6 protein-coding genes and 2 rRNA genes are annotated in these 12367 nt (G+C 65.1%); 3 read left to right on the top strand and 5 right to left on the bottom strand.

Annotation, left to right across the window (positions count from 1 at the left end):
• Positions 1-16: 16 nt before the first annotated feature.
• From ABD285_RS10435 to tyrS, 4 genes are all read right to left on the bottom strand, one after another.
• Positions 17-3130, bottom strand: a 23S ribosomal RNA gene (locus tag ABD285_RS10435).
• Positions 3131-3555: 425 nt separating this feature from the next.
• A 16S ribosomal RNA gene (locus ABD285_RS10430) occupies positions 3556-5078 on the bottom strand.
• The 16S and 23S rRNA genes sit together here, the layout of an rRNA operon.
• 499 nt (positions 5079-5577) lie before the next feature.
• Positions 5578-6846, bottom strand: coding sequence for a hypothetical protein (locus ABD285_RS10425; protein WP_344202433.1), 1269 nt, complete (start codon positions 6844-6846; stop codon positions 5578-5580).
• Between the two features lie 81 nt (positions 6847-6927).
• Positions 6928-8211, bottom strand: coding sequence for a tyrosine--tRNA ligase (gene tyrS, locus ABD285_RS10420; RefSeq protein ID WP_344202431.1), 1284 nt, complete (start codon positions 8209-8211; stop codon positions 6928-6930).
• A gap of 36 nt (positions 8212-8247) precedes the next feature.
• On the opposite strand from tyrS, the gene ABD285_RS10415 reads away from it, so the two are divergent.
• Entirely contained in the window at positions 8248-10083 is a 1836-nt protein-coding gene (locus tag ABD285_RS10415) for a DUF2207 domain-containing protein (protein ID WP_284252344.1), read from the top strand.
• Here the strand turns inward: ABD285_RS10415 and ABD285_RS10410 are convergent.
• Positions 9985-11001 carry a DUF817 domain-containing protein gene (locus ABD285_RS10410; RefSeq protein ID WP_344202429.1) on the bottom strand — a complete coding sequence of 339 codons (1017 nt, stop codon included), beginning with the start codon at positions 10999-11001 and terminating at the stop codon, positions 9985-9987. The two genes, ABD285_RS10415 and ABD285_RS10410, sit on opposite strands and share 99 nt — an antisense overlap.
• Positions 11002-11111: 110 nt before the next feature.
• Between ABD285_RS10410 and ABD285_RS10405 the strand changes: the two genes are divergently transcribed.
• Complete coding sequence (locus ABD285_RS10405) at positions 11112-11750, top strand: DNA-binding protein (protein WP_344202427.1); 639 nt, start codon at positions 11112-11114, stop codon at positions 11748-11750.
• Positions 11751-11754: 4 nt separating this feature from the next.
• Entirely contained in the window at positions 11755-12342 is a 588-nt protein-coding gene (locus ABD285_RS10400; protein ID WP_284252348.1) for a hypothetical protein, read from the top strand.
• Positions 12343-12367 lie beyond the last annotated feature (25 nt).

Below are 12367 nucleotides of genomic sequence, written 5' to 3'. Positions count from 1 at the left end.
CATCAGCAAAACTGATGTTATCAAGTTATCGGCTTATTAGTACCGGTCAGCTGCGTGGGTCTTTAGTCCCCACTTCCACATCCGGCCTATCAACCCAGTCGTCTGGCTGGGAGCCTCTCCCCCGAAGGGATGGAAATCTCATCTTGAAGCCGGCTTCCCGCTTAGATGCTTTCAGCGGTTATCCGTTCCGAACGTAGCTAATCAGCGGTGCTCCTGGCGGAACAACTGACACACCAGAGGTTCGTCCGTCCCGGTCCTCTCGTACTAAGGACAGATCTTCTCAAATTTCCTACGCGCGCAGCGGATAGGGACCGAACTGTCTCACGACGTTCTAAACCCAGCTCGCGTACCGCTTTAATGGGCGAACAGCCCAACCCTTGGGACCTACTCCAGCCCCAGGATGCGACGAGCCGACATCGAGGTGCCAAACCATGCCGTCGATATGGACTCTTGGGCAAGATCAGCCTGTTATCCCCGAGGTACCTTTTATCCGTTGAGCGACAGCGCTTCCACAAGCCACTGCCGGATCACTAGTCCCGACTTTCGTCCCTGCTCGAGCCGTCACTCTCACAGTCAAGCTCCCTTGTGCACTTACACTCGACACCTGATTGCCAACCAGGTTGAGGGAACCTTTGGGCGCCTCCGTTACTCTTTGGGAGGCAACCGCCCCAGTTAAACTACCCACCAGGCACTGTCCCAGAACCGGATTACGGTTCGTAGTTAGACATCCAGAGTGACCAGAGTGGTATTTCAACAATGACTCCACGAACACTGGCGTGCCCGCTTCAAAGTCTCCCACCTATCCTACACAAGCCACACCGAACACCAATACCAAGCTGTAGTAAAGGTCACGGGGTCTTTCCGTCCTGCTGCGCGTAACGAGCATCTTTACTCGTAGTGCAATTTCGCCGAGTTCGCGGTTGAGACAGCTGGGAAGTCGTTACGCCATTCGTGCAGGTCGGAACTTACCCGACAAGGAATTTCGCTACCTTAGGATGGTTATAGTTACCACCGCCGTTTACTGGGGCTTAAATTCAGAGCTTCGCCGAAGCTAACCCTTCCTCTTAACCTTCCAGCACCGGGCAGGCGTCAGTCCGTATACATCGTCTTGCGACTTGGCACGGACCTGTGTTTTTAGTAAACAGTCGCTTCCCACTGGTCTCTGCGGCCTTCAAGGCTCCAGGAGCAAGTCCCTTCACCCATTCGGCCCCCCTTCTCCCGAAGTTACGGGGGCATTTTGCCGAGTTCCTTAACCACGATTCTCTCGATCTCCTTGGTATTCTCTACCTGACCACCTGAGTCGGTTTGGGGTACGGGCGGCTAGAACCTCGCGTCGATGCTTTTCTCGGCAGCATAGGATCACTGATTTCTCCCGTGAGGGATACGCGTCGGGTCTCAGGCTATATAGGAGACGGATTTGCCTATCTCCTGCCCTACACCCTTACACCAGGACAACCATCGCCTGGCTCAGCTACCTTCCTGCGTCACACCTGTTAATACGCTAGCCGCACCAGCATGGGGTCGAGCGTTAGGCCGGCCGCTTCACCCCGAAGGGATCCGTCAGCCGGATTAGGACTCTTAGCACTACTGGATTAGCTGGGGCGGTTCTTCGCCGGTACGGGAATATCAACCCGTTGTCCATCGACTACGCCTGTCGGCCTCGCCTTAGGTCCCGACTTACCCAGGGAAGATTAGCTTGACCCTGGAACCCTTGGTCTTCCGGAGGACATGTTTCTCACATGTCTTTCGCTACTCATGCCTGCATTCTCACTCGTGTGGCGTCCACGGCTGGGTCACCCCGCCGCTTCACTCGCCACACGACGCTCTCCTACCAATCCGCACGGCTGGACCACGAAGGCCTACCACATGTGCGAATTCTACGACTTCGGCGGTGTGCTTGAGCCCCGTTACATTGTCGGCGCGGAATCACTTGACCAGTGAGCTATTACGCACTCTTTCAAGGGTGGCTGCTTCTAAGCCAACCTCCTGGTTGTCTGTGCAACTCCACATCCTTTCCCACTTAGCACACGCTTAGGGGCCTTAGTCGGTAGTCTGGGTTGTTTCCCTCTCGACGATGAAGCTTATCCCCCACCGTCTCACTGCTGCGCTCTCACTTACCGGCATTCGGAGTTTGGCTGACGTCAGTAACCTTTTGGGGCCCATCGGCCATCCAGTAGCTCTACCTCCGGCAAGAAACACGCAACGCTGCACCTAAATGCATTTCGGAGAGAACCAGCTATCACGAAGTTTGATTGGCCTTTCACCCCTATCCACAGCTCATCCCCTCGGTTTTCAACCCAAGTGGGTTCGGTCCTCCACGACGTCTTACCGTCGCTTCAACCTGGCCATGGATAGATCACTTCGCTTCGGGTCTAGGGCATGCGACTGGATCGCTCTATTCGAACTCGCTTTCGCTACGGCTACCCCTCACGGGTTAACCTCGCCACATACCGCTAACTCGCAGGCTCATTCTTCAAAAGGCACGCTGTCACAGCTGCTAGGGCTGCTCCAACGGTTTGTAAGCAGACGGTTTCAGGTACTATTTCACTCCCCTCCCGGGGTACTTTTCACCTTTCCCTCACGGTACTTGTCCGCTATCGGTCATCTGGGAGTATTTAGGCTTACCAGGTGGTCCTGGCAGATTCACACGGGATTTCTCGGGCCCCGTGCTACTTGGGATCCCTTCCGCCTCTGCGCGACATTTCGGTTACGGGACTGGCACCCTCTGCGGTCGGCCTTTCAATGCCGTTCACCTATATCGCGCACGTCGACGTGTACTTCGGCAGAAGTACGTGAAGGTCCCACAACCCCGACCATGCAACGCCTGCCGGCTATCACACATGATCGGTTTGGCCTGTTCCGGTTTCGCTCGCCACTACTAACGGAATCGCGGTTGCTTTCTCTTCCTGTGGGTACTGAGATGTTTCACTTCCCCACGTTCCCTCTACCCGCCCTATATATTCAGGCGGGAGTCATCAGGTCGCACAAGTACGCCTGACGGGGTTTCCCCATTCGGAAATCCTCGGATCGAAGTTCGCTTATCAACTCCCCGAGGCTTATCGCAGATTGCTACGTCCTTCTTCGGCTCCAGATGCCAAGGCATCCACCGTCTGCTCTTAGAAACTTGACTACATGAGTTTTGAATCGCGTCTCGCACCAACCGAAGCCGGCGCAAGACATGACCAGTGTGTCCGGTCGAAACCGGACCACTATTTGTAGATCAGAAGTCCGAAGACTTCGAATCTAAGATGCTCGCGTCCACTGTGTAGTTCTCAAAGTACGGGCGGTACCCCGTCCGCGCCTGCCATCACGCCGGCAACGGTCGAGGTCCTGAGTTCTGGCAGCTCCGACATGCGGAGGCGACCGGTCCCTCAGGACCCAACAGCGTGCACGCCCCGAGCACTCGCTTCCGATCCGTTCCTTCACCGAAGTGCGTACTGGGATCTCGAGTCCGAGCTCAAGGCCTATGTCAATGTTCCACCCATGAGCTGACCACCTCGAGACATTCGCTCGAGAAGTGGCTCTGGGATCGCAAGCGATCCAGATGCTCCTTAGAAAGGAGGTGATCCAGCCGCACCTTCCGGTACGGCTACCTTGTTACGACTTAGTCCTAATCACCGATCCCACCTTCGACAGCTCCCTCCTTGCGGTTGGGCCACTGGCTTCGGGTGTTACCGACTTTCATGACTTGACGGGCGGTGTGTACAAGGCCCGGGAACGTATTCACCGTGGCGTTGCTGATCCACGATTACTAGCGACTCCGACTTCATGAGGTCGAGTTGCAGACCTCAATCCGAACTGAGACCGGCTTTTTGGGATTCGCTCCACCTTGCGGTATCGCAGCCCTTTGTACCGGCCATTGTAGCATGCGTGAAGCCCAAGACATAAGGGGCATGATGATTTGACGTCATCCCCACCTTCCTCCGAGTTGACCCCGGCAGTCTCCTATGAGTTCCCACCATTACGTGCTGGCAACATAGAACGAGGGTTGCGCTCGTTGCGGGACTTAACCCAACATCTCACGACACGAGCTGACGACAACCATGCACCACCTGTATACGAGTGTCCAAAGAGTTCTCTATTTCTAGAGCGTTCTCGTATATGTCAAGCCTTGGTAAGGTTCTTCGCGTTGCATCGAATTAATCCGCATGCTCCGCCGCTTGTGCGGGCCCCCGTCAATTCCTTTGAGTTTTAGCCTTGCGGCCGTACTCCCCAGGCGGGGCGCTTAATGCGTTAGCTGCGACACGGAAACCGTGGAATGGTCCCCACATCTAGCGCCCAACGTTTACGGCGTGGACTACCAGGGTATCTAATCCTGTTCGCTCCCCACGCTTTCGCTCCTCAGCGTCAGTTACGGCCCAGAGATCTGCCTTCGCCATCGGTGTTCCTCCTGATATCTGCGCATTCCACCGCTACACCAGGAATTCCAATCTCCCCTACCGCACTCTAGTCTGCCCGTACCCACTGCAGGCCCGAGGTTGAGCCTCGGGTTTTCACAGCAGACGCGACAAACCGCCTACGAGCTCTTTACGCCCAATAATTCCGGACAACGCTTGCACCCTACGTATTACCGCGGCTGCTGGCACGTAGTTAGCCGGTGCTTTTTCTGCAGGTACCGTCACTTTCGCTTCTTCCCTACTAAAAGAGGTTTACAACCCGAAGGCCGTCGTCCCTCACGCGGCGTTGCTGCATCAGGCTTGCGCCCATTGTGCAATATTCCCCACTGCTGCCTCCCGTAGGAGTCTGGGCCGTGTCTCAGTCCCAGTGTGGCCGGTCACCCTCTCAGGCCGGCTACCCGTCGTCGCCTTGGTGGGCCATTACCTCACCAACTAGCTGATAGGCCGCGAGCTCATCCTGGACCGAAGTTCTTTCCAGACGCTGAAGATGCCTTCGCGTCTCGTATCCGGTATTAGACGTCGTTTCCAACGCTTATCCCAGAGTCCAGGGCAGATTGCTCACGTGTTACTCACCCGTTCGCCACTGATCCGCAGGAGCAAGCTCCTGCTTCACCGTTCGACTTGCATGTGTTAAGCACGCCGCCAGCGTTCGTCCTGAGCCAGGATCAAACTCTCCGTAAAGGTGTGGTAGCACGCCGACCGAAGTCGACGGCAAACCGTACGCCGCGACCGGGGAAAACCGATCGACGACGTGAATTTGATCTGACTGAAAGGATCGTCTACTGACAATCCGTCAATCCAAAGGAATCTCTGCTCTGACCGAAGTCAGGGCACGAGGTAATATTTGGCATTTGACATAGTGCACGCTGTTGAGTTCTCAAGGATCGGGCGCACCTGACCTCCGCCTTCTTCAGGCTCGGCGTCAGGGCAACTGTCCTAACTTACCCATCCGGACGCGGCTGGTCTTGCGACACACCGCCGGAACCGAAGTTCCGAGTCAGGATGGGTTTTCGATCGTACCACGCGGGGCGCAGCCGTGTCCGGCTCGTTCCGAGTGGGGATCCGTCCCGCTTGAGGCCGGCGGGCTCTCGGCCCTGCCGCACCTTTGGGGTGACAGGGAGTTACATTACGGGCGGTTCGGCCGCGTGCCAAATCGGGCGCGAATCCCGGGCGTGTCGCGCTAGCCGCAGTACTCCGAGCGCCAGTTCCGGACGCCCGAGGAGGACACCGCGGACTGCACGAGCGACCGGTTGTCGGCGTCGTTGACGGTGCGCTGCGCCGTGACGGTCTTGATCACCTCGGAGCCGGCGGCGGCCACCGTCGCAACCTTCGACCGGATGCCGGCGGGCGACGCCTTCGCCAATGCGTTCCAGCGATCGACGAAGGCCTGCATCGCACTCAGCGAGGCCGGCACGGAGGTCGCCGGCTGGGGCCACCCGCCGTCGTCACGGCCCAGGGTCGGGTCCTTGTTGATCGCGGCACAGAATCCCGCGCTGGCGGCGGCGACGCGGTCGTGCGCCTGCTGCTGCCGGAGGACGTTGTAGCCCGCGTAGGCGCAGCCCGCGGCGACGATGCAGAAGACGACCCCGACGGCCATGCCCGCCTTCAGCAGCCCGATCACCCAGCCCCGACGCGACGAGCTGCGGACCGCCGCGATGATCGATCCGATCAGTCCGACCGGGGGCACGAGGAACGCCAGGGCGAACAGGATGCGCTCGAGCGGCGTCGAACGCGCCAGCTGCTGTTCGTCGACCTCCTCGTAGTCACCGGGCAGCAGCGGACCGGAGAGATCCCGCGGCGAGCCGGCCATCGAGGGCGACGCGGGCGGTGCCGGCAAGGTGGGAGCGGGCGCAGGTGCAGCGCCCGGGGGCGGTGCGGTCACGGGAGCGGCATCCGGCGAGGGTGGCGCTCCCGCCGGCACCGGGAGAGCCGCGGCGAAGATCGACGCGGGTGCCGGTTCGGATGGGGCGGGCTCCGGAGCGGGCGGTTCGAACGTCGGCGGATCGGGAACGGTCGGCGCCACCGCGGCCCGTCGGCCCCGGGCGGGCGCGATCACCGCGCCTCCGAAGGCGGGAGCCGGGACCGGTCCAGCGGGCACGCTCGTCACCGGGGCGGCGCCCGCCGGCGCGGCAGCGGGGCCGGTCGGATCCGCAGTCGCCGGATCGGGACGCGCCGGCTCGCGGGGCGGGGAGACGCCGACCGGCACCAGCGGCGGCGGTGAGAACGGCGGCCGGGACGCCGGATCGGACACCGGAGCTCCGCGCGGCGCCGCGGCGGGAGCGGGATCGGGGAACGGGGAGCCGAACGCGGGCGGGATCTGCGCCGACGGCGGCACGGAACCGGCCGGCGGAACCGGCGCGGCAGCCTGCGCCGGAAGGGGCGCGGTCCGCGGCTCGAACAGGCTCGACAGCGCGTCGAGCCCGTCGCGCGTCTCGTCCTCGGAATCCATCGGCTGCCTCCGGTGGGAGCCTATGACACCGGCGGTTCCCGTCGAGCGCGCCGACGCCGAGTCGCCCCCGAACGGGGGCGCTCAGACGTGCCGCACGCCGGCGAGGGTGCGCTTGCCGCGCCGCAGCACCGCCACTCCCCCGGCCAGCAGCCCATCTCCGAGCACGGCCGCGGTGTCGTCGATCCGGCCGTTGTTGAGGTACACGCCGCCCTGCTCGATCGCGCGGCGCGACTCCCCCAGGCTCGAGGTGAGGCCGGCATCCACGAGCAGCTGGGCGATCGGGGTGTCGCTCGCCCCGGTCGCCGACGGCAGCTCCGAGATCGCGGACTCGAGGGTGGCGGCGTCGAGCGCGGCGAGGTCGCCCTGCCCGAACAGCGCCTCGGACGCCGCCATCACGGCATCCGTCGCCGGCTCACCGTGCACGAGCGACGTCACCTCACGCGCGAGCGTGCGTTGCGCGGCGCGCTTGAAGGGTTCCGCCGCGACGGCCGCCGCGAGCTGCTCGATCTCGGCACGCGTCAGGAAGGTGAAGACCTTGAGCCTCTCGATCACGTCCGCGTCGTCGGTGTTGAGCCAGAACTGGTAGAAGGCGTAGGGGCTGCAGAGCACGGGGTCGAGCCAGATCGCGTTGCCCTCGCTCTTGCCGAACTTGGTGCCGTCGCTGTTGGTGATGAGCGGCGTGCCGATCGCGTGCACCGACGTCCCCTCGGCGCGGTGGATGAGGTCGACCCCGCTCGTGAGGTTGCCCCACTGGTCGCTGCCTCCGGTCTGCAGCCGGCAGCCGTGCTCCCGGTACAGATGCAGGTAGTCCATGCCCTGCAGGATCTGGTAGCTGAACTCCGTGTAGGAGATGCCCTCGGCGCTGTTCAGGCGCGAGGCGACGATCTCCTTCTTGATCATCGTGCCGACCCGGTAGTGCTTGCCGATGTCGCGCAGGTAGTCGATGACCGACATGGGCTCGGTCCAGTCGAGGTTGTTGACCATCCGGGCCGCATTCGCGCCCTCGAACGACAGGAAGCGCTCGACCTGGGCCCGTAGCAGGGCGACCCACTCGGCGACCTGCTCCTTGGAGTTCAGGGTGCGCTCGGTCGTCGAGCGGGGATCGCCGATCAGGCCGGTCGAGCCGCCGACCAGACCCAGCGGACGATGACCGGCGAGCTGGATGCGGCGCATCGTGAGCAGCTGCACCAGGTTGCCCAGGTGCAGGCTCGCGGCGGTGGGATCGAACCCGCAGTAGAACGTGATCGGCTCGCCCGCGAGGAGCCGCTTGAGCTCGCCCTCGTCGGTCGACACCTGCACGAGCCCGCGCCAGACGAGCTCCTCCCAGACGTCGTCGAACGTCGGATCATTGGCCGGGCGATGCACCGGATCAGGCTACCGGCTGCTCGATAGGCTCACCGCGTGCGAGCGATCCCCCGCCATCGGGCCACCCGTCTGCTCCTCGCCGCGGTCGCACTCGGCCTCACGGCCGGCGGCATCGCGCTGGACGCCTCGCCCGCGCACGCGGACGACACGGCCCTCACCTTCGCGTCGTTCCACGCCGACTACACGCTCGGCCTCGACGCGGCGGGCCACTCGACCCTCGCGGTGACCGAGACGATCGTCGCCGACTTCCCGACCGCCGACCTGAATCACGGCATCCTGCGCGCCGTGCCGAGCTACGACGAGACGACCAGGGTCGAGAACGGCTTCACGCTCCGCAGCGTCACCGACGACGGCCGACCGGCTCACGTCGACGTCAGCCGCGACGGCGACTTCACGCAGCTGCGGATCGGCGACGCCGACCGTTACGTGCACGGTCGGCACACCTACGTCATCCGGTACACCCAGCTGCACGCCGCGCATCCGTTCGACAAGGGCGACGACGAGTTCTACTGGGACGTGAACGGCGACGGCTGGGGTCAGGGCTTCGGCGCCGTGAGCACGACCGTGCACCTGCGCGACGGACTCGCGAGCCGGCTCACCGGCCGGACCGCGTGCTACCCGCCCCCGGGCGGCGGGGAGTGCGCCCTGCAGCGCACGTCCGACGGCTTCACGGCGAAGACGGACGCGGTCGGGCCGTACTCGACGCTCACGATCGCGATCGGATTCCGCCCGCACACGTTCACCCCCGGCCCGACCCCCGACGATTCCTGGGTGGTCGCGGTCGCGCCATGGGTGCTCGCCGGCCTCGTCGCGGCCATCGCCGTCGCGATCGTGCTGCTGCGGCTCGTGTTCTGGCGCGACGCGCCGGGAGCGATCATCGTGCCGCGCTACGAGCCGCCCGAGGACATCGGGGTGATGTCGGCCGCGATGCTGCTGCACCGCGACGCCGCCGCACTGCCCGCGGTGCTCGTGCAGTTCGCGGTCACGGGCGCGGCGCGTCTGGTCGAGGATCCCGACGCCGAGCACGACGAGCGCTACCGCCTCGACCTCGTCGACCCGGATCGCCTCACCCAGACGGACGACCGCGCGGCGCTCGAGAAGGTCTTCGGCGGCACGCAGAAGCACAAGCGCCTCGTGCTCGACCGTTCGGACCGCAAGCTCGGGGATCGCCTTCGCACGCTGCAGCAGCAGGCCCACGGGGCGCTGCGCGCGCGTCGGCTCGTCGTCGGCCGCAAGAGCCCGCTCACCACGCTCATGCGCTGGGTCGCGTTCCTGTGCATGGCCGGCGCGGTCGCGATCTTCCTCTGGGCGGACGACCGTGACGTGGTCGGCCCGGAGTGGGTCTGGCTCGTGCTCGCCGTGCTGGTGGGCGCACCGATCACGATCGCCTTCGCCGGGATGCCGGAGCGCCTGAGCGCGAAGGGATCCGCGATCCGCGACCAGCTGCTCGGTCTGCGCGACTATCTGGAGCTGGCCGAGGCCGACCGGCTACGGGTGCTGCAGAGCCCGCAGGGCGCCGAACGGACCCGGATCGACCCCGCCGACGACGCGGCCGTCGTCGATCTCTACGAGCGCCTCCTGCCGTGGGCCATGGTCTGGGGTGTCGAGGGTCGCTGGGCGAAGGTGCTGGGCGAGCACTACGCGACGACGCCGAGCGCCGCACCCTCGAACCTCGATCTCACGGGGCCGGCGCTGCTCGTCGGACTCGCGGCGTTCAGCCACTCGATGCAGCCGAGCGGCTTCGCCGCGACGCCCACGGTGTCGTCGAGCTCGTCATGGTCCGGCTCCGGTTCCAGCAGCTCCTTCGGCGGGTCGTTCGGGGGCGGGTTCTCCGGCGGCGGGGGCGGCGGTGGAGGCGGAGGCGGCTGGTGATCCGGCGTCGCGGGCCTCGCTGAGCCCCTCGCGCGCATCCTGCTCCGCGGCCTCCTCGGGCAGGTCGGGCGGCTGCGGCGGGTAGACCCAGGTGACGAGAGCCACCGAGATCATCATCAGCAGGAACCAGGAGCCCATCTTCGAGATCGGCACCGGATGCCATCCGTGCAGCTGCGAGGGGTACAGCCACGTGCCGCTGGCGGTGCCCACGTTCTCGGCGATCCAGATGACGAACGCGACGCCCACGAAGGCGGCGAGCAGCGGCATCCGGACGCGCACCCGCAGGATGCGGAACTCCATCGAGGTGACCCAGAACAGCGTGACGACCGCGGCGATGAGCAGCCAGCGCAGGTCGATGATCCAGTGGTGGCTGAAGAAGTTGACGTAGATGAGCGCGGCGAGCACCCCGCCGACCCAGCGCGGCGGATAGCGGTCGAAGCGCAGGTCGAACAGCCGGAACACGCGCACGAGGTACGAGCCGACCGCGGCGTACATGAAGCCGGAGAACAGCGGCACGTTGGCGATGTGCAGCACGCCGCCCGGCGGGTAGATCCACGAGCCGACGTCGGTCTTGAACAGCTCCATGACGGTGCCGACGACGTGGAACAGGATGATCACCCGCAGCTCGCGCAGCGTCTCGAGGCGGCCGAGCACCATGCAGACCTGCACGAGCACGGCGAGGATCGTGCGCAGATCGTTGCGATCGAGCGCCGCGTGATCGGGGTACCAGAGCTCGGTGCCGACGAGCACGGCGAGCATGATGCCGCCGAAGAGCGCGGCCCACGCCTGCTTGGCCCCGAAGACGAGGATCTCGACGAGCGCACCCCGGACCCGGCTGAGCGCCGGCCGGCCGGGGCGGTCGAGGATGCGGTGGGCGGCCGCGTCGATGATGCGCTCGACAGAGGTCAGCCCGGCCACGGTTCACCGTAGTCAGGCGGAGGTGAGAGCTCGTCCTCCTGGCCGTCGGAACGTTGACTCGTGTGTAATCAACGTATTATGCTTGATCAGGACTCGATCAAAGGATTTCCATGCTCACGATGACGGCGGACCAGATCGACAGCCGGCACGGCGACGATCTCGCAGACGACGCGCTCGAGATCCTTCTGGGCCTGGGAGCGGACCGGTACGTGCTCCCCCCCGACCGCACGGCCGGCGACGAGGTCCAGGCCCTCGCGCGCGACGGCCGCGCGGTGCTCGACGCCGCGCTCGCCCTGCTCCGCACCGGCGATTGGCGGGTCGGCATCGGGATCGGACGCGTGCGTCTCCCGCTCCCTGACGTCACCCGCGCGGTCGGCGGCAGCGCCTTCGTGAACGCGCGCTCCGGCGTCGAGGAGGCCCGTCGCCATCCCTACGGCTGCGTCGTGATCGCCGACGACGCCCGTCAGACCGCCACGATCCAGCCGCTCATCGACCTGCTGCTCTACTTCCGGGGCCGCCGCACCGATCCCGGATGGGAGATGTGGGACCTCATGGAGGGCGGGCTCAGCCAGAAGGACGCCGCCGCGCGGCTCGGGATCACGCCGCAGGCGGCGTCGCGACGCGCGCTCGCGGCCGGCGTGCGGCTCGACTCGGCGGCGCGCGGCGCGTTGGCCTCGCTGCTCGACACGGCCGATCCGGATGCCGCGCCTGTCGCGGACTCCGACGGGCGCGGCAGCGGGGAGGATTGAGCCCATGATCGTGCCCGTCGTGCTCGAGGTCGTCGTCTGGCTGCTCGCGATCCTAGTGACCGCGGGCGCCTTGGTGCTGTCCGCACTCGCGGCGCGGATGCGCCAGCCCCTGCTGGCGCTCGTCGCCCTGCTGCCCGTCGGTCTCGGTGCGCTCCTGCTGGCCTTCCGGCTCGCAGTGCCCGCCCCGGCCCCCGCGTTCTGGGTGATGCTCGCCCTCGTGGTCGCGGCGCTCGGCGTCGTCGCGGGGAGCCCGCTCACGATGCTCGTGCTGCGCCGGACGGCGCCTGCGCAGACCGAGCGGGAGGGCGTCGCGGGCGGCATCGTCGTCGAGGGCGAGGACGGCCGGAAGCCGCGAGAGGTGCTGCGCGGCGGCGCGATCATCGGCTACCTCGAGCGCGCGGCGATCGTCGTCTCCATCGTCGTGGGGCATCCGGAGGCGGTCGCCGTGATCGTCGCCGTGAAGGGCCTCGGCCGGTTCTCGGAGCTCAGCTCGCCCGAGGTGCGCGAACGATTCATCATCGGCACCCTCGTGAGCATGATCTGGGCAGCGGCCTGCGGCGGGATCGTGTGGCTGGCGGGGTCGGTCTTCTAGCCGGCCGCTTCTCGGCGCGCGGCTC

This window comes from Pseudolysinimonas kribbensis (assembly GCF_039531715.1).
GTDB lineage: Bacteria > Actinomycetota > Actinomycetes > Actinomycetales > Microbacteriaceae > Pseudolysinimonas > Pseudolysinimonas kribbensis.
This window is presented reverse-complemented; position numbering and strand designations above follow the sequence as displayed.